Source organism: Micromonospora sp. NPDC003241 (assembly GCF_053589795.1).
Genome location: NZ_JBSFSO010000012.1, coordinates 59583 through 81153, shown reverse-complemented (window position 1 = coordinate 81153; position 21571 = coordinate 59583). Strand labels below are relative to the sequence as shown.

The following is a 21571-nucleotide window of genomic DNA, read 5'->3' as shown; positions in this document are numbered from 1 at the left end:
ACCCGCGGCGAGTCCCGGCCCGAGCTGTGCGGTGCTCGCCGGAACGGTATGTCGGCCTCGTGGTGGTCGGCGTGAGAGCCCGACAGGTCGCCGCCCCGACCGGCCCATGGTCCCCGGACGTTCTGCACACGCTCCTACGGGACGCCTCACCGTCGGCAGATGAGCGATGGCGACGCTGGTGCGCTGACCTGCTCCTCGCGGATCGCCTCGGTCCGGCGGAGCTGTCCGAGTGGTGGAAGGTGATCACCGAGTTCGACGAGGTGCTGGGTGGCTACGCCGAGCAGCCGCTGGACGTGCCCGAAGGCTCCGTCGTCGTGGCGGGCAGCGGCAAGGAGCAGTTCAAGACCTTCAACGTCAGCACCGCCGCCGCGGTCCTCGCCGCCGCCAGCGGCACGTCTGTGGTCAAAGGGATCTCGCGATCGGTGTCAGCGGTTTCTGGAGCCGCCGACATCCTGGATGTGCTGGACATCCGTGCCGTCGACCGGCCGGAAGCCATTCCCGAGATGCTGGCTCGATTCGGGATCGCCTTCGTCTCGTACCCCCTGTTCTGCCCGCGCTACGCGGCTCGATACGACGGCGTCTTCGGTGCCTTGAATCCGGCGAGCTTCTTCATGCCGATCGCCACCATCTGCGTGCACGCCAGGGGGTACGTGTTGGGCCTGGCGCACCGAGACGTCACCCTCGCCGCAGCAGCTCTCCTGAGGATCAGGCCGGATCTCACCACAGGCGTCGTCGCGTCCACGGAGCTGTCCCCCGGCGAAATGATTGACGAGGACGGTGACGTCGGTACCAGAAGGCTGGCGCGTCTCGCCGACGGACTCATCACCTGCGGAATCCGCCAGGGACAAGATCCGGCCCAATCCTGGCGTCACGCGGTTGCCCACCGGCCCACTCACCGTGGTAACGCCGCACTCGTGGTCTCCGCGCTAAAGCCCGGAGACGACACGCCCGTCACCGCACTGGTCGAGCTGAACGCCGCCCTCGTCGTCGCAGCGAGCGGGACAGACATCGACGAGGCGGTCGACCTGGTCCGCCATGCTCGCCAAGCTGGGCACGCCATCCGCCTGCTGAGCACGCTCACCTGATCGAAGGAGCCGCCATGCCCGCCATGTCTATCGACGCCGAATCAGCAGCAATCCTGACCGAACGGCTTGGACCGACCGCTGTCCGGTTCACCCACACCGACGACGCACTGTGGGTCTTGCACCCCGACCGACGCGAGTCGTTGGCGATCGTGACGGGCTTCGGCCCGACGAATGCACCGACCGCCGGCACCTTGTCGGTCATGCTCGGCGCGGTCGAGTTGCAGCGACACCTCGGTGTGCCGATGACGGTCGTCATCTCCGACCTCGGGGCGTGGAACTCCCGCAACGTTTCATGGTCGGCTCTGGTGCGGGTTCGCGACCAGATGCTGGCGTTCCTTGTCGAGCTCGGCCTGGGTCCGCACAAAGCCGAGCTGCGGTCCCACCTTGAGCACGACAACCTCGTGCGTGCCGGTCGGATCGCCCGTTATCTGTCCCGGGCTGACTTCCAGGAGCACCGTGAGAGCCTTCTGGAGCTTTACGCCGAGCACGGCTTGCTCGGCAGCGAGACCGGCGTGGTGGTCGACTCGCTGTACACGGTCGCTGACGTGCTCGGCCCCTTCGACAACGGCGCCAGCAACGTCCTCATGGTGTCGGGTATGGAGGAGGCGTACTTCACGGACCTTGCCCGCCTGGTGCTACAACGACAAGCGGACGCCGGTGAGCTGAGCCTCGGCTGGAGCGGTCGGATCGGCGGCCTGTACTTCCGGGTCCTCGAAGGGCTTGCCGGCTACCCCAAGATGTCCAAGAGCATCCCCGCGTCGAGCATTCACCTCAACATGACCCAGGCCGAGATCACCGACCGGGTGATGGACGACGAGGAGTCGTCGCAGGCCGCATTGCTGTCGGCGATCGAACTCAGCAGCGGCTGGGACGCCGTGGATGTCGCCCGCGCCCGCGAGGCGTTCGCAGACCGCGTCCTGCGTCCGGACAGTTGGCGCCAGGCTCGACGAGAGTTCTGCCGCTCATTCGCCCAATTCGCGGTGTTGTGGCAGCGATGCGCTCGGTGAGCCCGGTCCTCGTCCTCCTCGGTGCGTCGGGGCGCCTGGGCCGTGCCGTCCAGCCGCTGGCCGTCGCCGCCGGATTCCACGTCGTTGCGGTCGCACGGACGCCGCCGGCTGCCCCGAGATCGGGCAGCACTCAGTGGGTTGGCGCAGACTTGACGGTCGTCCGGGACCGCGCCCGAGTTGCCGCCGCCGTTACAAACCGGACCGCCTCATCCGGTCCTATCTACGTCGTGGACGTCGTTCTCGACCGTAGCGGGGTAGACGCCATGCGCCGCAGCATCCGAGGCGCGACCGAAGGCGTGCTGCAGCTACGAACCGAGTTTCGCGCCGCTGGCCGGGAAACGACGCTCATCGCCGCGAGTACGACCGCTGTGCTCGCTCCCGGGCTGTATCAGACGCCGTACGGGCTCGCGAAGCGCAGGCAGGTCGTCACCTATGCCCGCTCCGGCGTCGCGGGCGCGGCGCTACTGCTCCCCCAACTCGGCCCGGAAACGGGCACCGCATCGAAACCTCAACCGACCTGGTCCTTCGAGCAGGCCGCTCAAGCATTGGTCAGCGCCGTGTCGGCCGCACCGCACCACGGCTTCACAGTGCGTGTGCCCGCCCTCGCCGCCGACGTCAGGAGCAGCCACGTGGCTATCAACGACAGCACACTCCTGGCCCATCTCCACAGTCTTGTTCTCGACCGCGACTCCATGCTCGCCCATCGAGCAGCAGCCCGGGGCCGGCTGGGCTGGACTCCCGAGCGACTGCGGCTCCGCTTCGATCATCACCACGCACCGGCGGAACTGGTACGCCGATTCGCCAAGCGATACCACCTTGCCGTCGTCGATGAGCGGTCCGGCTGCGGTCCTATCCCCTGGGGGAGTCATGATTGACGACAGCGTCGATGTCCTTGTCATCGGGTCGGGGCTGTGTGGCCTCACCATCGCCGTCACCGCCGCGCGGCACGGGCTGCGCGTTCGCTGCCTCAGCGACGGACGCCCCGGGGCCTCGCTGGCCAACTTCGGCCAGTTGCACTCCGGCGCCGTCTACGCCCCGGTGCTCCCCGCACTCAGCACAGCCTGTTGGGAGCAGCGGGACCGCTGGCACGACCTGGCCAGGCCCGCACGCTTCGGGAAGGCTCACGGACTGGCGCTGTTTCACTCCGCAGATGCCGCGCAGCGCTACCTGGACGCCTGGAGGCGGATCGGTATCGACGCCTTGGAGGTGGACCCGCGCGGCGCGGGAAGGTTCCCGTCGCCGGCAGCCGCCTTTCGCATCCCGGACTACAGCGTCGACATGTCGGTCCTCAACGCCGGCCTCGTCGATCTGGCACGGACCAGCGGCGTACCGGATGTGCAGCGGTATACCGCCGTCCTGCGTCGCGATCCGGAGAGCGGCCTCGTCTCGATCGCGCCTCCAGCGCCGCCGTCGCGGATGGTGGTGCTGGCCGCCGGCGGCGGCACACCGACCTTGCTGTCCAACGCCGGAATCCAGCACACCCTGCACAACCGTCGAATTGCCTGGGGCCGACAGCCCGGGCTTGCGGCAGAGGGTGTGACCTACTGGCTGGACGGCGATCTGCTCGCCATCAGTCCGGATCGTAGCGGCATCCGCGTGGGCTTGCCCAGCGTGAAGGGTGGATACGGCACAACGGCGGAAGAGCGTGCCCGACTACTGGAAGCGCTCGATCGACACCGTCTCCACCAGTCCCGCTCGGACCTCAGCCTGATCTGGGGGACCGTGTGCGAGCCAACCAGTTTGCTGGCTGACCCATCCAGCCTTGTCGTGGACCTCCGGCGACCTCCGGATGGGTGGACTCCAACTGGGAACCTGCTCGTCGCGCTGCCCGGCAAATGGACCACCGCCTGGCACTGCGCCGACCAGGTGGTCGACGCACTCGCCTGACAGACGGGGCGCGAGCTATCCGATGCCGATGGCGTCTCTCACCCGCTCCAGCAACGGCCTGGTCTGCTTCCGGGCCTTGTCCGCACCGTGGGCGAGAAGGTCGTCCAGCTCGCTCCCCTGCGCCATCAGCGCCTCGTAACGCTCCCGAAGCGGCGCGAACTCGGCGACGAGCGCGTCAGCAAGCTGCGCCTTCACCTCTCCCCAGCCCATCCCGCCGGCCGACAGCCGCGCCCGCGTGTCGGCGACCACATCCACCGCACCGAACCGCTCAAGCAACTTGAACACCGCAGCCGAATCCGGGTCCTTCGGTTCCTCCACCGGCACGCTGTCAGTCGGGATACGCCGCACCAGTTTTCGCAGGCCGGGCTCTGGCGCGAACAGGGGGATCGTGTTGCCGTACGACTTGCTCATCTTGCGACCATCGGTGCCGGGCAGGGTGTGCGCCGACCCCTCGTCCGGGATGACAGCAGTGGGGATCTTGAACTTGAACCGGTCTCCGTAGACGGCGTTGAAACTGCCAGCGATGTCTGCGGCGTACTCGACGTGCTGGACCTGGTCGCGACCGACGGGCACCACGTCGGCGTCCATGATGAGGATGTCGACCGCCATCAGCACCGGGTAGTTGAACAGGCCCATGTTCACACCGGCGTCAAGATCCTCCTTGCCGGCTTCCCGGTTGCGGTCACGCGCAGCCTTGTAGGCGTGTGCCCGGTTCATCAGGCCCTTGCCAGCCATACACGCCAGGATCCAGTTCAGCTCGAAGATCTCCGGGACGTCCGACTGGCGGTAGAACGTGGTGCGATCCGGGTCGAGTCCGGCCGTCAGCCAGGTGGCTGCCACGGAGCGGGTGTAGTGCTGCATCAGCTCACGGTCGCGGATAGTCGTCAGCGCGTGATAGTCAGCGATGAAATACAGCGACTCGTAACTGTCGGCCAAACGCAGAGCCGGCAGGATCGCGCCGATGTAGTTACCCAGATGCGGCTCACCGGTCGGCTTGATGCCGGTCAGCGATACCCTTCGCGCCGTCGAACCCATGGGCACGACATTACCGTGAGCCGCCTTCGATCTTCCGTCCTCATCGGCTGTCGACGCGTACCGAAACGCTGTTGTTGGTATCGGCAAGGCCGAGCAGCGACGGCAACTCCGCCATGTCCCCGAAGGTTCGGACCGACCCCGACGTGGAGCCATCGGGCGCGTACCGCAGGACGCGCATTCCTGCGCTGAGTGCAGCCACCACTCCCGACTCGCTGTCCTCGACGACGACGCAGCGGGCAGGCGGTACGCCCATCCTGGACGCCGCCAGCAGGAAGAGATCAGGAGCAGGTTTGCCATGCGCGACCTCGGCAGCCGTGAAGATCCGGCCCTCGAAGTACGGCGCCAGGCCACAGACGCCCAGGGTCAACGCGACCTTCTCGGGGCGCCCGTTCGACGCCACGCAGAAAGGCACACGAAGCTGCTGCAGCACTGACACGACGCCGGGCACCGGGGCCACCTCGGCACGCAGCGCGGTATCCACCGCGACCGTCAGTGCGTCGAACCAACCGGTGGGCACGGCACCGCCAAGGCGATCGGCGATCAGCCGGGCCGCCGCTGCTTGATCGACACCGGCGAACGCCCTGGCGCACTCCTGGTCGGTGATCTGGATACCCAGGTGCCGCATCCGGTCGGCGAGCACCCGGCTCACGATCGGTTCGCTGTCCACCAGCACCCCGTCACAGTCGAAGATGACGAGATCGACCTTGCCATGATCGCCCAACGGTGATCGCCTCCCCTCCACGCCGCGTCCCACCGGAAACAGCCGGTCCCCGCACCGCCGCCCCGGTCCAACGGCTCCCGAGCACCCGGCGAGCGACCAGCCACCACGGCGTACGCGAAGAAGGCCCCGACTGGCAGAGTTCTACCAGGTCAGGGCCTTACTCGGTGGTGCGCCGCCAGGGACTCGAACCCCGAACCCGCGGATTAAGAGTCCGCTGCTCTGCCAGTTGAGCTAGCGGCGCTCGGTGGCAACGGGGGAAACCCTAGCACGCACCCTGAGGCGGGTTCCAATCCGATACCCGGGTCCTCCCTTCGGTCGAGCTTTCCGGACATTTGGCAACAAGCACGCACAAGGCGTGGGACGGGTTCATGTTGGGCGGGTGGGATGGGGCACGATGTGCGCCAGGTGCGCTAGGACAGGGGTGGGGATGGGCAGGTTCGCGCGGGCCGGGGCGTTGGTGGGCACCCTGGGTCTGGTGGCGTCGCTGGCATTGTCGGGTTGTCGCGAGGAGGGCTCGGCGGCCGAGTTCGTTCCCGGGCCGTCGACCAGTGAAGCGGTGACACCGGACACACCGCCGTCGAGTGGGCCGCCGTTGGCGGTGAGCCCGGCCGACGGGGCGAAGAAGCGGCCGGTGAGCGTGGAGATCGGCGCCGAGCTGCCGGACGGCGCGACGGTGTCGAAGGTCAGCCTGACCACGGCCAACGGCAAGGAGGTCAAGGGCAAGCTGCGTACGGATGGCTCGTCCTGGGTGCCGTCGGCACCGTTGAAGTGGTCCACCGAGTACACGGCCACGGTCACCGCGAACCGGCCGGACGGCTCGGTCAGCGAGGGGACCAGCACGTTCACCACGATGGCCAAGCCCGGCTCGATGATCACCTCGGGGCTCTACCTGTTCGACGACCGGACGTACGGGGTGGCCATGCCGGTGGTGGCGGAGTTCCACCCGGGCATCCCGAAGAAGGACCGGGCCGCCGTGCAGAAGCGAATGTTCGTGCAGACCGACCCGCCGCAGCCGGGTGCCTGGCACTGGGTGAGCAACGGCACTCAGGCGTTCTACCGGGCACCGGAGTACTGGAAGGCCGGCACGAAGCTGTCCGTACGGATCGCGTTGGCCGGCATTCCGCTGAGCAACGGCCGGTTCGGCAACGTCGACCGGAACGCCACCGCGAAGATCGGTTCGGCCTTCGAGATGAAGGTGGACAACGCCGACAAGCAGATGCGGGTGTACGAGGACGGCAACCTGATCAAGACCCTGCCGGTGAGTCTGGGCAAGAAGAAGACCCCGTCGTCCAGCGGCACGCTGGTGGTGATGGAGAAGAAGGAGGCGACGGTCTTCGACACGATGGACGATCCTGATCCGGAGAACCGCTACGTCACCGACATCCAGTTCGCCCAGCGGCTCACCTGGGGTGGCGAGTACATCCACGCGGCACCCTGGTCGGAACACGTCCAGGGACGGCAGAATGTGTCACACGGTTGCGTGAACGTGTCCCTGGCGAACGCCCGCTGGCTCTTCGAACGGACCAAGGTCGGTGATCCGATCACCATCAAGGGCACCGAGCGGAAGCTGGCCGCCGGCAACGGTTGGACGGCGTGGGATCTGAGCTGGTCGGAGTTCGTCAAGGGCAGCGCGCTGCCGGTTCCGGACGGTGGTGCGGGCGCGGCCTTGTGACCGTGCCAGATATGTCACCATCCGGACATCCCGCTCCACGTGTTTCGGTTCACCTTCCGCAACGGGTACGTGTTCCGGTGCGTCTGTGATGTGGACGGGCAGCGGACCACGACTGTGAGGACACCATGCGAGTTCGGGACCAGCGCAACCGCCGGCGGGGGGTGCTCGCTGCGGGGATGCTCGCCGTGGCGATGGTGCTGACCTCTGCCTGCACCGGCGGCAAGGGCGGCGACAACGGGCCGGGCTGGCAGGACGGTGCCGACCAGCCGGCACCGAAGGCGTCGGTGAGCATCAGCGAGCCGGCCGCCGACGCGAAGGACGTTCCCGCCTCGACGGCGATCACGTTCGCCGCCGAGCAGTCCGAGGAGACCACCGTCGAGCTGGCCGACGCCGGCGGGGAGCCGGTCAAGGGCACGCTGGCCGCGGACGGTAGGAGCTGGCTGCCGGCGAAGGCGTTGGGGTACGGCGAGTCGTACACCGCGACCGTCACCGCGACCGGCGACGACGGTGTCCCGGTGACCGCGACCAGCGCGTTCACCGTGATGAAGCAGCCGAGCAACCAGGTCCGGATCACCAGTTTCCTCGGCGACGACCAGACCGTCGGGGTCGCCATGCCGCTGATCGTGAAGTTCGGCCGGGAGATCCCGGAGAAGTACCGCGCCGACCTCCAGCGACGGATGACGGTCACGTCCACGCCCGCCCAGGAGGGCGTCTGGCACTGGGTCAGCCCGACCGAGGTCCGTTACCGGCCGAAGGAGTTCTGGAAGACCGGCAGCAAGGTCTCCTACCGGGTGCAGGCGGGCGGGCTGCCGCTGGGCGACGGCTGGTACGGCCGGGCCGACCTGACCGTGGACATCACGGTGGGCCCGAAGCTGGTCATGACGGTGGACAACCGGACCAAGCGCATGGTCGTCACCCGGGACGGCGAGACGATCAAGACGATCCCGGTGAGCCTCGGTAAGAAGACCACGCCCTCCTCCAGCGGCACGATGGTGGTGATGGAGAAGCTGCGCAAGACGGTCTTCGACACGTTCGAGGAGTTGGGCCCCGACGAGGGATACCGGACGAAGATCGACTACGCCCAGCGGCTGACCTGGGGTGGCGAGTTCATCCACGCCGCACCCTGGTCCGAGGGGCAGCAGGGCACCACCAACGTCTCGCACGGCTGCGTGAACGTGTCGATGGTCAACGGCGCCTGGCTGTTCGAGAACACGAAGGTCGGCGACCCGATCGTGGTCAAGGGCACCGAGCGCAAGCTCCAGAACGGCAACGGCTGGACGGACTGGAACCTGAGCTGGGACGAGTACGTGAAGGGCAGCGCCCTGCCGTACGAGCCGGCGGGCGAGGAGTCCGCACCGGACGCCGACACCACCGAGTGAGTCGGCGGCCGGTCCGCTAGCGGTCGGTGCCGAGCGCGTGTGCCAGGACCCGGTGCACGCGCTCGGTGTCGGCGGGGACGTTCTCGATGAGGATGGCGGTGCAGAGGCCGTCGGAGGCGGCGACCAGCGCGTCCACGGCCCGGGGGTCGTCGGTGAGGGTGGCGGCGAGCGCGGCGACGTTCTCGCGCCAGTGCCGGGCGATCGGGGCGAGGGCGGGTCTGCGGGCGGCGAGCGTGGACAGTTCGCGTTCGGCAAGCGCCTTGTCGCGTCCCGGTCCGGCGGACTCGACGATCAGCTCGGCGAGGCCGCGTAGCTTGTCCCCCGGGCCGTCGATGATCTGGCGGATCCGGGCCGTGTAGCTGTCGGCGACGCTGGACAGGGCGGCCACGAGGAGGTCGTCGAGGGTGGCGAAGTAGTAGATGCTCAGGCTGGTGGCGACGCCGGCCTGCGTGGCGACCGCGCGGTGGGTGACGCCGGCTGCGCCCTCACGGAGGACGACGGCGAGGGTCGCCTCGATGATCTCGGCTCGGCGCTTCGCTCCCCTGGCGCGTCGACCGTCGACGGGTTCCTCGCTCATGCTCCCTCCCCTGGCGCCCAGGGTAGTCGAGCCGGCTCAGTGACCGTCGGCGTCCTGATCCCCACCGAGGGGAGGGACGTGCCGCAGGGCCACCAGGCACAGCAGGCTCGCCACGACGATGGCGACGCCGGCCACGGCGGAGGCGACGTTCACCCCGGTGGTGAAGGCGTCCCGCGCTGCCCGTACGGCCTCGGTCGGCACCTGGTCGGCGACGGCGAGCGCGCCCGCGAGGCTGCCGGTGAGCCGGTCGGCGACCTCCGGTGCGGTGCCGGCCGGTGCGACCATCCGCGCGGTGTAGAGGGCGGTGCTGAGGCTTCCGAGCAGCGCGACGCCGACGGCGATGCCGAGCTCCTGGACGGTCTCGGACATGGCGGCGGCCGATCCGGACTTGGTGGCCGGTGCGGCGCCGACGACCATGTCGGTGCCGAGCGCGGCGATCGCCCCGAGACCGAGGTAGACGGCGGCGAACCCGGCCACCACCATCACCGTGTCGCCGGGACCGGCGGTGGCCAGCAGCGCGTAGCCGAGCACCGACGACCCGAGCGTGGCGGCCATGACCAGGCCCGGTCGGACCCGCCGGGCGACCAGGGGCGCACCGACGGCGGCGGCGAACATGGCCAGCGCCGGTGGCCCCATCCACAGTCCCGCGGTGAACGGGGTGAGTCCCTCCACGAACTGGAGGTACTGCGTGACCATGTACATGGTGCCGCCGACACCGACGAGCCCGATCAGCAGGACGGCCAGTGCCGCGGAGAAGGCCCGGTCGGCGAAGAGGGTGACGTCCAGCAGCGGCGCGGCCAGGTGCCGTTGCCGGCGGACGAACGCCATCCCGGCGATCGCGCCGACGACGAGGAGGACCGGTGTGCGCGCACCGGCACCGTGTGAGGCGGCGTGCTTGACGGCGTAGACGACCGGCAGGATCGCGGCCAGAGACAGCGCGACGCTGATCATGTCCAACCGTCCGGCCTGCGGGTCGGCGTACTCGGGCAGCAGTGACCTCGCGCCGGCCAGGACGGCGATCGCGACGGGAACGGCGAGCAGGAAGGCCGCACCCCACCAGAAGGTGTCGACCAGGGCGCCGCCGACGACGGGACCGGCCGCCATGCCCAGGGCGAACATGGTCGCCCAGGCCCCGATCGCCATCGCGCGCTGCCGGACGTCGACGAACATGTTGGAGATCAGCGACAGCGTCGAGGGCATCAACGTCGCGCCCGCGATCCCGAGCAGCGCACGGGCGGCGATCAGCAGTTCCGCGCTGGGTGCGAAGGCCGCGAGCACCGACACGAGCGCGAACGCGGTCATCCCGATCCGGAGCAGACGTCGCCGACCGATGCGATCGCCCAGGGTGCCCATGGTGATGAGGAATCCGGCGATGAGGAACCCGTAGGCGTCCATGATCCAGAGGGTCTGCGTGGCCGACGGGTCGAGCGCCTCGGCCATGCTCGGCAGCACGAGGTACAGCACGGTGACGTCCAGGCCCAGCAGCAGCGTCGGCAACGCCAACAGCCCCAGGCCCGCCCACTCGCGCCCGCCCGCCCGGCGGATGGCGACCTCCGACACGACGACTCCCAGATATTTGAACGACAGTACAAGTAGAACTATCGTTCAAATATCTGTAGAGGGCAAGGCAGGGGAAGGTCAGGTCGCATGGTGGGCCGAGAGGAGGTACCGCCGGAACGAGAACGAGGCCCGAACCGAAGGGTTCGGGCCTCGCTGGTGTGGGGTGACTGATGGGAATTGAACCCACGACAACCGGGACCACAACCCGGTGCTCTGCCAACTGAGCTACAGCCACCATGCCGCCGCGCCCGAACTCATCGCCCGTGCGGGTGCGGGGAAATCATACCCCCACCACGGCCGACCGCGTCCAGCGGGTTGCCGGGGTGCCTCAGAGGTCGGCGGCGATGGCCTTCGCGCTCTCCACGTCCGGCCCGGGCAGGGGTACGAAGACGGTGCGGCGGTAGTACTCCAGTTCGCGGATGCTCTCCCGGATGTCCGCCAGCGCCCGGTGGGCGAGGCCCTTCTGCGGCTGGCCGAAGTACACCCGGGGGTACCACCGGCGGCACAGTTCCTTGATCGAGGAGACGTCGATCATGCGGTAGTGCAGGTGCGCGTCGAGGCGGGGCATGTCCCGGGCGATGAAGCCCCGGTCGGTGGCGATCGAGTTGCCGCAGAGCGGCGCCGTCCGTGGGTCCTTGACGTGGCTGGTGATGTAGTCGAGCACCCGGTCCTCAGCCTCGGCAAGGCTGACCGTGGAGCGGCGGACCTCCTCGGTCAGCCCCGACTTGCCGTGCATCGTGCGGACGATCTCCGGCATGGCGTCGAGCGCCGCGTCGTCGGCGTGGATCACCACGTCCACGCCGTCGCCGAGCACGCGCAGATCCGGGTCGGTGACCAGCGCCGCCACCTCGATCAGCTTGTCGCCGCCGAGGTCGAGCCCGGTCATCTCACAGTCGATCCAGACGAGAAGATCAGCCATCGGCACAGCCTACGCGCAGCCCACGCACCGTGGCTGCGCGCCGCCGACCCGACCGACCGCTAGGGTCTTTCCCGTGCCCGCCGAACCCGCCACACCGTCCAGCGTCGACCTCGAAGACCCTGGTGGCCGCAGTGCACGGCGGATCGTCGGGGCGCTGGCGCTCGCCTCGGTGTTGCCGGTGCTCTACCTGCCGGGCACCGTGCACGACTTCTTCGATCTCAAGATCTATATGGCGGCGATGGACTGGTGGGCCGCCGGCAATCCGCTCTACGACTACGCCCAGCCGGATCGGGTGCAGGGTGAGCTGTTCTTCACCTATCCCCCGTTCGCCGCGTTGCTGCTGCTGCCGTTCTCCCTGCTGAAGCTGGGCGCCACGGTGGCGATCTTCACCGGGCTGACCGTGCTCGGCGTGGTGGTCACCACGAAGTGGCTGCTCGACCCGGTGATCCGCCGGCACCGTCTGCCGTACGCGTTCACCCTGGCCGTGGGCGCGCTGCTGGTCCTCGGCGTGGAGAGCACCCGGGAGACGATCACCTTCGGACAGATCAACATGCTGCTGGTGGTGTTGATCCTCGCCGACCTGCTGTTCGCCGTACCCCGGGGCAGCCGGTGGGCCGGGGTGGGCATCGGACTGGCCACCGCGCTCAAGCTCTTCCCGGGCATCTTCATCGTCTATCTGCTGGTCACCCGGCGCTGGCGGGCGGCCGTGGTGGCGAGCGCCGCCGCCGCCGGAGCCACCCTGCTCGCCGCGGCGGTGGCACCCGGCGACTCGTGGCGCTTCTGGACGCACGAGCTGTGGGCCACCGACCGGGTCGGGCGCACCGACTACACCGGCAACCAGTCGCTGTTCGGGCTGCTGAGTCGGCTGACCGCGCCGGAGGAGCCGAGCCGGCTGATCTGGCTGCCCTTGGTCGCGGCCGTCGTCGCGTACGGCCTCTGGCGGGCGGTACGCGCCACCCAGGCCGGCGACGTACTCACCGCCCTGACCCTGACCGGCCTGGTCGCCGCCCTGATCAGCCCGATCACCTGGACGCACCACATCTACTGGTTCGTCCCGGCGGTGATCATCCTGGTCGACGCGACCTTGCGCACCGATCCCCGGACGCCCGAGGGAGCGCGGCGGCGACGCCGGTTGGCCGGACTCGCGCTCGGCACCTCGATGATCATCGTGTACGGCGTGGTGTCGTTCTACGACTGGGGCGTCACTCCGACGCCTACCCAGACGCCCTGGGAGTTCGTGCTCCGCAACGCGTACGTGCTGCTCTGTCTGCTGCTGCTGGTCGTGCTGCCGGTGCGCCCACGGGCGGACCGACCGCTGACCGAGTCGTGCGAAGCGGACACTCTTCCCGAGACGACCATTCACCGGTAATCTGCCCTTAGAGGCATCATCCTCCGATGGGCACCGATATCCCCCGGTGATGGGCGGCCCTCCGCGTCGGCAGCGCGGAGGGCCGCCCCACCCGTTCCGGCTCCGGTGCTCGCCCGACGGACCACCGCTGCGGCGCCCGCCTGCGGGCGGTCAGGACGGCGGGGCGGGCGGGCGCAGCGGGTGGTGCGGGGCGGGCAGGTCGGCCAGGGTCTCCGGGCGCGGCACCGGGGCGATCGCGGCCCGGGGCGCGGCGGCCACCGACACCAACTGCCGCTCGGGCGTCGGGCGCGGCGACGGCGGCGTGCCCAGGCCGCTGAGCGAACTCACGCCCAGCCGGCCGGCGAGCACCGGCACCTGGTCGGGTTCGACCACGAAGACCACCTCGCGCGGGCGGACCGGACGCAGCAGCACCAGCGCCGCGAGGACCACCAGCAGGATGCCCCCGGTCAGCGAGCCCCAGGTGGCCGGGGCGACCCATCCGGCCCGCAGTTCGGCGCGCAGGTCCAGGGCCAGGTCGGCCCGACCGTCGGGATGCATCAGCACCAGACTCAGTCGTTGGCCGGCCAGTTCCCCGGGACTCCATTCGAGGGCACCGGCACCCGCGCGTACCCAGAAGGTCTGTGCGGCCGGGGCGGCCGGCACGGTCGGCGGCGTACCGACCTCCGGGGTGCGGTGCTCCAGCCGGACCGGCAGCGGTCCCCGGGCCAGTGCCGTGCGCTGCACCACGGCGTGCGGCGCACCGGCCAGCCAGCGACGTGCCTCGTCGGCCGGGGCCAGGCCGACGAACGCCGGACCGTCCGGGGTACGGGCGTCCAGCCGCAGCCGCGCCTGCCCGAACCGACTGAACGGCACCTCCTGTCGCAGCAGCGCGTCCAGGTCGGTCACCACCACCGCGTGCCCGGGTGTCCGCACGGTCTCGACCCGGGCGGTGAACCCCCCGCCCGGGTCCGCGTGACTGGTCAACAGGCCGAGCCCGGCGGCACCGAGCAGCGCGGTGGTGCCGGTGATCAGCAGCACCATGCCGGCCAACGCCCACACGAAACGCATCCGCCTTGTCCCCCTCCGTAGCGAGATACCCGGCAGACCTTACCTACGCCGAACGGCTGATCTGCGGATATCCACGGCACCGGGTTCGAAAGCGGACGGGCCCGCCGGGAACACCCGGCGGGCCCGTGACGCGGGAGCGGTCAGGAGGTCGTGGTCGCCTCGCCGCCGTCGGTCGGGTCGGCGTCCCGGCGGGTACGCGAGAACGCGAGTCCGCCCAGCACCAGGCCACCGACCCCGGCGACCAGCCCGGCGACGCCCAGCCCGACGGCCAGCCCGGTGCCGTCCCCGCCGTCGTCGGCCACCGCCTCGGGCGCGGGCGCCCCGGCCGGTCCCTCGGTCGGAGTTCCGGCGGCGGTGAGGGTCAACACCGGCGCGGGGGCGGCCGGCTCCTCACCGCCCGGCTGCGGCTCGTCGATCCAGCGCACCACCCCGCCGTCGGAGTAGGTCTGCAGCGCCTTGAAGACCATTTGGTCCACCTCGGGCAGCGGGCCCAGCATGACCGGGAACTCCTGGAACGTGCCCGGGGCGATCCCGGCGTCGCCGCTCGCCGTCCAGGTGACCTTGGCGACCACGTCCGAGATCTCCGCACCGTGCACCAGGATCGGCGGGTCGACCCGGCGGTTCTCCACCTCCACCGTCCAACCCGGCACCGGCGCGGTGGACACCGAGCCGATCGCGGCGTTCTCCGGCAGGAAGATCTCCAGCTTGGTGGTCGACGCCGTGTCGCTCTCGTTCGGCACCCGGAACGCGAACCGGCCGTAGTCGCCCTGCTCGGCCTCGCTCGGGCTGATCGAGACGTGGGCCGACGCGGGCGCCGCGAAGCCGAAGACGGCGGTGGCGACGGCGCCGAGCGCCAGGGCCGCGGCGGCACCCACGGTACGCCGGTGACGGATCATCGGTATGGAACCTCTCTAGGCAACGGGCACGGTGGCGGTCACCGTGGCCTGGTCGATCTCGGTGGTCCGGGCGGTGACCCGCAGCTCCCACTCACCCGGAGTCGGCAGCGTGATCTCGCCGGTCGCGTGGTTGTCGGTCAGCGGCAGCAGCGGGATGTCGATCGCCTCGATCCCGGCCGACGGCAGCGCGATGGTGGCCTTCCACTCCACGACCGGCTGCGGCCGGTTGTCCGGCGTGTACGCGTAGAAGTGCACCGAGTTGTTGCCCCGTCGGGCGGGGGACATCTCGATCTGCAGCGAGTAGAGCGTGCTCTCCACCCGGGTGGTGAAGTAACCGGCGTCGACGGCGGTGACGTCCGAAGAGGCGGTCCGCGCCGGGGTGGTCTGCACCAGGACGGCGGTGACACCGAGCACGACCGCGGTGACCGCCAACTCCGCCCAGACCGCCCGGCGTACCGGTGCGGGGCGGCTGGCGGCGACCCGTTTGCGGATCAGGTTCCGCGAGTACGCGGCCAGCACGATCACCACGGCGAACAGCCCGACCTTGGCGAGCACCAGACGGCCGTACGTGGTGTTGACCAGCGCTGCCGGGGTGGCCACCTCGATCAGCGCCTGGACGATGCCGGCGAGCAGCAGCGCGGAGACCGACAGGGCGGCCCAGCGCGACCAGATCGGCAGGATCGCGCCCAGCTCCCGTTCGTCCGCGCGGGGCAGCAGGAAGGCGGCGAGCATCACCAGGCCGCCCAGCCAGACCGCCATGCTGCCCAGGTGGACCGCGTCGACGATCACCGACACGGCCGGGGCGGGCGAGGCCGCCGGGTGCCCGGACAGCGGCCAGGTGAGCAGCGCCGCACCGGCGAGCAGGCCGAGGATGATCAGGTCGGCCCGGCCGACCGGCCCGGCCAGCAGTGGCCGCAGCAGGAACGCCGCCGCCGCGAGCAGTCCCAGCCGGATCAGGTGAGCGGCGCCGAACGTGCTGCCGAGCACCAGGCTCAGCCCCTCGCCGCTGATGTCGAACGGCCCGCCTCCGCTGGTGTACGGCACCTGCAACAACGCGACCGCGACGGTGGCCACCGCCACCAGCCCCAGGCCGGTCCAGGCCAGGCGGGCCGGTCCCTGCCGGGACAGTCTGCGTGGCCAGAGCAGCGCGAGCACCAGTGCAGGACCGACGAGCAGCAGCAGACCGACGTACCCGACGAACTTCGCGGCCTTGATCGCGTTGGTGACCAGCGGATCGGCCCGCCCGTCGTCGCCGCTGTCCACCGGCGGCTCCGAGGGCGCGCCGACGGAGTAGGTGAACGCACCGGAGACCGGGTGGCTGTCCGCCGAGATCACCCGGTAGGTCACCAGGTAGGTGCCGTTGCCGCCGGAGGTGTCGACCGCGATGTTGACCACGCTGTCGGTGAAGGTCGGGTCGCCCCGGTCGACGCGGGACCCGTCCGGTGCGATGACCCGGATCCGGTCCGGCACCCGACGGACCGGCTCGCTGAAGGTGAGCACCACCTCGGCCGGCGCCGCGGGCACCACGGCCGACGCGGCCGGGCTGCTGCTGGACAGCACGGCGTGGGCGGCGGCCGGTCCGGCGGGGACCAGCAGCAGGGCGACGACGGTGACCAGCAGGCCGGCGGCGGCGGCCCATCGGACGGATCGGCGGCGAGGGACGGCAGTCATGACCCACATCGTCTCTGACCGGACCCCTTTCCGGCGAGTCGCGACCGTCGATTGACGGCTGTCATCCGCGATCGCACGCGGACGCGCGGGCGCCGGGCGGAGGTCATGAGCGGGTAGTCGGCCGGGACCCGCAGAAAGTTCCCGGCGTGGCGCAGCCCATGAAGGGCCGAAGGACCCTGCTGCTACCGGTGGGGCCGCGTAACCTGGGTTGTCGTGATCCCCGCCCCGCGCGACACCCGCGCCGCCGCCGACACCGGCGGTGTCGACGCGTACGCCGGGCCGGACCCGGCCACCGGCTGGGCGCTCGCCGCCCGCGACGGCGACCCGGTCGCCCAGGCCGCCTTCGTCCGGGCCACTCAGGCCGAGGTGTGGCGGTTCACGGCGGCGCTGCTGGACCCGGACAGCGCGGACGATCTCACTCAGGAGACCTACCTGCGCGCGTTCCGGGCGCTGCCCGCCTTCGAGGGCCGGTCCAGCGCCCGCACCTGGCTGCTCGGCATCGCCCGGCGGGCCTGCGCCGACCACCTCCGCACGGTGGTCCGGCGGCGACGCCTCGACCAGCGACTCACCGCCCACGCGCACACCGACCTGGCGCACCCCGACCCGGCCGGGCAACTCGGCACGGCCGACCTGGTCAGCCGCCTGTCCGCCGAGCGGCGCGGCGCGTTCGTGCTGACCCAGTTGCTCGGCCTGTCGTACGCCGAGGCGGCGACCGTGGAGGGCGTGCCGGTGGGCACCATCCGGTCCCGGGTCGCCCGGGCCCGCGCCGAACTCGTGGACGCGGTCGGTGAGGCGCTGGCCGGGTGAACGGGCGGGGCGCGACGTCGAGGTGGACGCGGTGGCGGCCCTGGCTCGGGCTCGCCGTCCGGCTCGGGCTGGCCGCCGTCTGGCTCTACGCCGGCGCCTCCAAGGTCGGCGACCTGGCCGCCTCCGGCCGCAGTGTGCACGCGTACCAGGCGATGCCATACGACCTGGCGGTGGTGATCGGCGCGGTGCTGCCCTTCGTCGAGCTGGCGTTGGGCGTACTCCTGCTGCTCGGGTTGGCCACCCGGCTGACCGCCGGGGTCTCGGTGGTCCTGCTGCTGCTCTTCGTCGCGGGCATCGCCTCGGCGTGGGCCCGTGGCCTGGCGATCGACTGCGGCTGCTTCGGGACCGGCGGCGAACTGCCGGCCGGGCAGCGCCCCAGCTACCTCCCGGAGATCCTCCGGGACGTGGCCTTCCTGGCGATGGCCGGGTTGCTGCTGATCTGGCCCCGGACCGCCGTCTCACTGGACGGCGTCCTGACGGGCGTACCGGTGGAGGACGAGGATGAGTAGTCGCAAGGGACGCAAGGACGCGGCCCGGGTCGTCCGGGAACAGATCGCCCGGGAGCGGCGCCGCAAACAGACCCTGTGGATCTCGCTCGGCGCGGTGGTGGTGCTGGTGATCGCCGGCCTGGTCGGATGGAGCGTCTGGTCGAGCCAGCGGTCCGGCGACTTCACCCCGCCGCCGGGCGCCAACGACGCCGGCACCGGCGTGGTGGTCGGCTCCGGGCCGGTCACCGTCGACGTGTACGAGGACTACATCTGCCCGGCCTGCAAGCAGTTCGAGCAGACCAGCGGCGCCACCCTCAAACAGCTCGTCGACGAGGGCAAGGTACGGGTGGTGTACCACCCGGTGGCCTACCTGAACCGCTTCTCCAGCACCCAGTACTCGACGCGGGCGTCCGCCGCCTCCGGGTGCGCCGCCGAGGGCGGCAAGTTCACCGAGTTCGGCGCGGCGTTGTTCGAGCGCCAGCCGCCCGAGGGTGGCGCCGGCCTCAGCAACGACCAGCTCGTCGACATCGGCGCCGAGGTCGGGCTGGACCGGGACGCCTTCGGCACCTGCGTCCGGGACGGCAGGTACACGTCGTGGACCGCGCACGTCACCGAGCAGGCCAACCGCGCGAACGTCACCGGCACCCCGACCGTCCTGGTCGACGGCGAACCGGTGCAACAGTGGACGCCGGAGAACATCACCGCCGCCGTGGAGGCGGCCGGAAAGTGATCCGTGCCTTATGGGCCCGAAACGGGCTGCTGCCCTTGTCGGCCCGAAACGGGCTGCTGACCCTGGCTGCCCGCACCGGGCTGTTGCTCACCGGCGTGGTCGTCGCGCTGCTGGCGACCGCCGCCCCCGCCGCCGCGCACGGCGCGGACGCGCCCGACGGCACCGACTACCGGGTGGCGGTCGGCGCGGTCGCGTCCCGCCCGGACCTGCGGGTCCGCGTGGTCGAGGCGGGCGCGCGCCTGGAACTGACCAACACCGGTGACCGGCCGGTCGAGGTGATCGGCTACTCGGGCGAGCCCTACCTGCGGGTGGGGCCGGACGGGGTGTTCGAGAACACCCGCTCACCGGCGACCTACCTGAACCGCACCATCCTCGCCGACACGCCGCTGCCGGACGAGGTCGATCCGGCCGCCGCCCCGCAGTGGCGACGGATCGACACCGGCACCACCGCCCGCTGGCACGACCAGCGGGCGCTGTGGCGCGAGGCGGGTCCGCCCGCCCAGGTCCGCGCCGCACCCGACCGCGAGCACCGGGTACGCGACTGGGCCGTACCGCTGCGCGACGCGGACGGGCGCACCGAGATCCGGGGCACCCTGGACTGGGTGCCGCCGCCGGACGCGTACCCGTGGTGGGTGGCGATCACGCTCGGCGCGCTCGCGGTGGGCGCGGCCGGGCTGCTGCCGGCCGCCTCGTCGCCCGGCGGGCGGGCCCGGACCGGTCTCGGTGCGCTGCTGACGGTCGGCGGGGTGGCGGCGGTCGTGCTCGCCGTCGGACGGGTGCTCGACGCCGGGGCCGAGGGAGTCGGCGCGGTGCTGACCGGGCTGCTGACCGGCCCGGTCTGGGCCCTGGTGACCGGGCTCGGCGCGATCGTCGCCGGTGGCTGGGCGGTGACCCGGCGCGACGGCGTGGACTTCGTGATGGCGCTCGCCGGGGCGTGCCTGGCGCTGTTCGCCGGGGTGTCCAACGCCGCCGTGCTGTCCCGTGCCGTCCCACCGGTGCCCTGGTCGGCCACCGCCACCCGGATCCTGGTCGTGGTGGTCCTCGTCGCCGGTGCCGGGGCACTCGCCGCCGCCGTGTTGCGCCTGCACGCCACCGGCCGAGCCGCCGCACCGACCGAGCCAGCCGGGCCGACTGGGTCGACCGAGCCCGCCGAGCCGACCAAGCCAGCCGAGTCGACCGAGCCGGTCACTCGGTGACCGGGTGCGGGACGGGGCGGAACGGGTAGGGCAGTTCGAGCCGGTGCCGGGCCAGCAGGTCCGGGTCGGCCAGGAGCGCCGAGGTCGGGCCGTCGGCGACGATCCGGCCGTCGTCCAGGATCATCGACCGGTCGCAGAGTTCGTAGGCGTACGGCAGGTCGTGGGTGACCATCAGCACCGTCACCGGCAAGGATCGCAGGATCCCGGCCAGTTCCCGCCGAGCCGCCGGATCCAGGTTGGACGAGGGTTCGTCGAGCACCAGGATCTCCGGGTGCATGGCCAGCACGGTGGCCACCGCCACCCGACGGCGCTGCCCGAACGAGAGATGGTGCGGGGCGCGCTCCCGGTGCGCGGACATGCCGACGGCGGTCAGCGCCTCGTCCACCCGGGCGGAGAGTTCCGCGCCGCGCAGCCCGAGGTTCGCCGGCCCGAAGGCCACGTCCTCGGCGACGGTGGGCAGGAAGAGCTGGTCGTCCGGGTCCTGGAAGACGATGCCGACCCGGCGGCGGATCTCCGCCAGCGTGGCCCGGTCCGGGCCGACCGCCAGGCCGCCCACGGTGACACTGCCCTCGGTGGGCACCAGGATCCCGTTGAGGTGCAGCACGAGCGTGGTCTTGCCGGCGCCGTTCGGGCCGAGCAGGGCCACCCGTTCGCCCCGGGCCACGGTCAGGTCGACACCGCGCAGCGCGACGTGCCCGTCCGGGTAGGCGTACCGGACGCCGTGCACGTGCAGGCTGGGCGGCGGCCCACCGGCGTTCACGTGAGCACGGTGGCGGTGGCCGCAACGGTGCCCGCCAGCACCGGGACGGTGGCCGCGAGCAGCCACTGACCGGTCGTCGCCGCACCCGTACCCGACCACAGCACCGGCATCCGACCGGTGTACCCGCGCGAGCGCATCGCCAGGTACACCCGCTCCCCCCGCTCGAAAGCGCGCAGGAACAACGCACCGATCCCGACCGCGAACCCGCGTACCTGCCAGAGGAAACGCGGGTCGTCACCCCGGGAGATCCGGGCGATCCGCATCCGTCGGGCCTCACCCACCAGCACCTCCAGGTACCGCAGCATGAAGGTGGCGATCTGGGTGAGGATCTGCGGGCAGCGCAACCGGTCCAACCCGACGATCAGGTCGCGGGTGGTGGTGGTCGCGGCCAGCAGCAGCGACGCCCACACGCCCAGGGTCCCCTTGGCGAGGATGTTCCCCGCGCCGTACAGCCCGTCGACCGACAGGGCCAGCCCCAGCACGTCGACCCGGTCCCCGGTGCCGAGGAACGGCAGCGCGACCGCGAACAGCACGAACGGCAGCTCGATCGTCGAGCGCAGGAGCAGCCACCCGGCCGGCACCCGGGCGAGCGCGGCGACGGCGGCGACCAGCAGGGCGTACACGCCGAAGGCCCAGAGCGCCACGCGCGGCGTGGAGACGACGGCGACGGTGAACGCCACCATCGCCGCGATCTTGGCCTCCGGCGGCAGCCGGTGCACCGGTGAGGCGGACTCCCGGTACAGCACGTGCGCGGCGGCCATCCCC

At 71.0% G+C, this 21571-nt stretch carries 21 protein-coding genes and 2 tRNA genes; 11 read left to right on the top strand and 12 right to left on the bottom strand.

Annotation, left to right across the window (positions count from 1 at the left end; all coding sequences use genetic code 11):
- Positions 1–239: 239 nt before the first annotated feature.
- The 4 genes from ACWDVW_RS12955 to ACWDVW_RS12940 all read left to right on the top strand — a co-directional run bounded on the left by ACWDVW_RS12955 (position 240) and on the right by ACWDVW_RS12940 (position 3979).
- On the top strand, positions 240–1085 hold the full coding sequence (locus tag ACWDVW_RS12955; RefSeq protein ID WP_158573886.1) for a hypothetical protein: 846 nt from the start codon (positions 240–242) through the stop codon (positions 1083–1085).
- Between the two features lie 14 nt (positions 1086–1099).
- A complete protein-coding gene (locus tag ACWDVW_RS12950; RefSeq protein ID WP_147333647.1) occupies positions 1100–2092 on the top strand; it encodes a nucleotidyl transferase family protein in 993 nt (330 codons plus the stop codon).
- Positions 2093–2319: 227 nt separating this feature from the next.
- Positions 2320–2967: a hypothetical protein gene (locus tag ACWDVW_RS12945; protein WP_147333646.1), complete on the top strand. Its 648-nt coding sequence runs from the start codon at positions 2320–2322 to the stop codon at positions 2965–2967.
- Positions 2960–3979 carry an NAD(P)/FAD-dependent oxidoreductase gene (locus ACWDVW_RS12940; RefSeq protein WP_117231320.1) on the top strand — a complete coding sequence of 340 codons (1020 nt, stop codon included), beginning with the start codon at positions 2960–2962 and terminating at the stop codon, positions 3977–3979. The genes ACWDVW_RS12945 and ACWDVW_RS12940 overlap by 8 nt, the downstream gene beginning before the upstream one ends.
- Positions 3980–3994: 15 nt before the next feature.
- Here the strand turns inward: ACWDVW_RS12940 and ACWDVW_RS12935 are convergent, their stop codons facing one another.
- From ACWDVW_RS12935 to ACWDVW_RS12925, 3 genes are all read right to left on the bottom strand, one after another.
- The gene (locus ACWDVW_RS12935) at positions 3995–5014 is read right to left on the bottom strand and encodes a tryptophan--tRNA ligase (protein WP_449947605.1); all 1020 of its coding nucleotides are present in this window, start codon (positions 5012–5014) and stop codon (positions 3995–3997) included.
- Between the two features lie 40 nt (positions 5015–5054).
- Entirely contained in the window at positions 5055–5735 is a 681-nt protein-coding gene (locus ACWDVW_RS12930; RefSeq protein WP_449947603.1) for an HAD family hydrolase, read from the bottom strand.
- A gap of 165 nt (positions 5736–5900) precedes the next feature.
- A tRNA-Lys gene (locus ACWDVW_RS12925) sits at positions 5901–5976 on the bottom strand.
- Positions 5977–6162: 186 nt separating this feature from the next.
- Here ACWDVW_RS12925 and ACWDVW_RS12920 point away from each other — a divergent pair.
- A complete protein-coding gene (locus ACWDVW_RS12920) occupies positions 6163–7407 on the top strand; it encodes an Ig-like domain-containing protein (protein ID WP_449947600.1) in 1245 nt (414 codons plus the stop codon).
- Between the two features lie 125 nt (positions 7408–7532).
- Complete coding sequence (locus ACWDVW_RS12915; RefSeq protein ID WP_449947597.1) at positions 7533–8786, top strand: Ig-like domain-containing protein; 1254 nt, start codon at positions 7533–7535, stop codon at positions 8784–8786.
- 16 nt (positions 8787–8802) lie between these two features.
- Here ACWDVW_RS12915 and ACWDVW_RS12910 read toward each other — a convergent pair whose 3' ends face one another.
- From ACWDVW_RS12910 to orn, 4 genes are all read right to left on the bottom strand, one after another.
- Positions 8803–9363 (bottom strand): TetR/AcrR family transcriptional regulator, encoded by a 561-nt coding sequence (locus ACWDVW_RS12910; protein ID WP_396740125.1) that lies wholly within the window; start codon positions 9361–9363, stop codon positions 8803–8805.
- A gap of 36 nt (positions 9364–9399) precedes the next feature.
- Positions 9400–10923 (bottom strand): MFS transporter, encoded by a 1524-nt coding sequence (locus ACWDVW_RS12905; RefSeq protein ID WP_449947594.1) that lies wholly within the window; start codon positions 10921–10923, stop codon positions 9400–9402.
- A 159-nt stretch (positions 10924–11082) separates the two neighbouring features.
- Positions 11083–11158, bottom strand: a tRNA-His gene (locus ACWDVW_RS12900).
- Between the two features lie 93 nt (positions 11159–11251).
- On the bottom strand, positions 11252–11848 hold the full coding sequence (orn, locus tag ACWDVW_RS12895) for an oligoribonuclease (protein WP_350693415.1): 597 nt from the start codon (positions 11846–11848) through the stop codon (positions 11252–11254).
- 67 nt (positions 11849–11915) lie between these two features.
- On the opposite strand from orn, the gene ACWDVW_RS12890 reads away from it, so the two are divergent.
- Positions 11916–13211, top strand: a complete 1296-nt coding sequence (locus ACWDVW_RS12890; protein WP_449947591.1) for a glycosyltransferase family 87 protein — start codon at positions 11916–11918, stop codon at positions 13209–13211.
- A gap of 150 nt (positions 13212–13361) precedes the next feature.
- Here the strand turns inward: ACWDVW_RS12890 and ACWDVW_RS12885 are convergent, their stop codons facing one another.
- The 3 genes from ACWDVW_RS12885 to ACWDVW_RS12875 form a co-directional block, all read right to left on the bottom strand.
- A complete protein-coding gene (locus tag ACWDVW_RS12885) occupies positions 13362–14258 on the bottom strand; it encodes a hypothetical protein (protein ID WP_449947588.1) in 897 nt (298 codons plus the stop codon).
- A gap of 140 nt (positions 14259–14398) precedes the next feature.
- A complete protein-coding gene (locus ACWDVW_RS12880; protein WP_449947585.1) occupies positions 14399–15154 on the bottom strand; it encodes a YcnI family copper-binding membrane protein in 756 nt (251 codons plus the stop codon).
- Between the two features lie 15 nt (positions 15155–15169).
- On the bottom strand, positions 15170–16825 hold the full coding sequence (locus tag ACWDVW_RS12875) for a copper resistance CopC/CopD family protein (RefSeq protein WP_449947583.1): 1656 nt from the start codon (positions 16823–16825) through the stop codon (positions 15170–15172).
- Positions 16826–17038: 213 nt separating this feature from the next.
- Here ACWDVW_RS12875 and ACWDVW_RS12870 point away from each other — a divergent pair, with 213 nt between their 5' ends.
- From ACWDVW_RS12870 to ACWDVW_RS12855, 4 genes are read left to right on the top strand one after another with little or no spacing between them, the layout of a single operon-like run.
- Positions 17039–17632 (top strand): sigma-70 family RNA polymerase sigma factor, encoded by a 594-nt coding sequence (locus ACWDVW_RS12870; RefSeq protein ID WP_449947580.1) that lies wholly within the window; start codon positions 17039–17041, stop codon positions 17630–17632.
- Complete coding sequence (locus tag ACWDVW_RS12865) at positions 17629–18141, top strand: MauE/DoxX family redox-associated membrane protein (RefSeq protein ID WP_449947577.1); 513 nt, start codon at positions 17629–17631, stop codon at positions 18139–18141. The genes ACWDVW_RS12870 and ACWDVW_RS12865 overlap by 4 nt, the downstream gene beginning before the upstream one ends.
- Positions 18134–18850, top strand: a complete 717-nt coding sequence (locus ACWDVW_RS12860) for a DsbA family protein (protein ID WP_449947574.1) — start codon at positions 18134–18136, stop codon at positions 18848–18850. Before ACWDVW_RS12865 ends, ACWDVW_RS12860 begins: the two co-directional genes overlap by 8 nt.
- Entirely contained in the window at positions 18847–20046 is a 1200-nt protein-coding gene (locus tag ACWDVW_RS12855; protein WP_449947571.1) for a hypothetical protein, read from the top strand. The genes ACWDVW_RS12860 and ACWDVW_RS12855 overlap by 4 nt, the downstream gene beginning before the upstream one ends.
- Here ACWDVW_RS12855 and ACWDVW_RS12850 read toward each other — a convergent pair.
- On the bottom strand, positions 20036–20806 hold the full coding sequence (locus tag ACWDVW_RS12850; protein WP_449947568.1) for an energy-coupling factor ABC transporter ATP-binding protein: 771 nt from the start codon (positions 20804–20806) through the stop codon (positions 20036–20038). The genes ACWDVW_RS12855 and ACWDVW_RS12850 overlap by 11 nt on opposite strands.
- Entirely contained in the window at positions 20803–21567 is a 765-nt protein-coding gene (gene cbiQ, locus ACWDVW_RS12845) for a cobalt ECF transporter T component CbiQ (protein ID WP_449947565.1), read from the bottom strand. Before cbiQ ends, ACWDVW_RS12850 begins: the two co-directional genes overlap by 4 nt.
- Positions 21568–21571 lie beyond the last annotated feature (4 nt).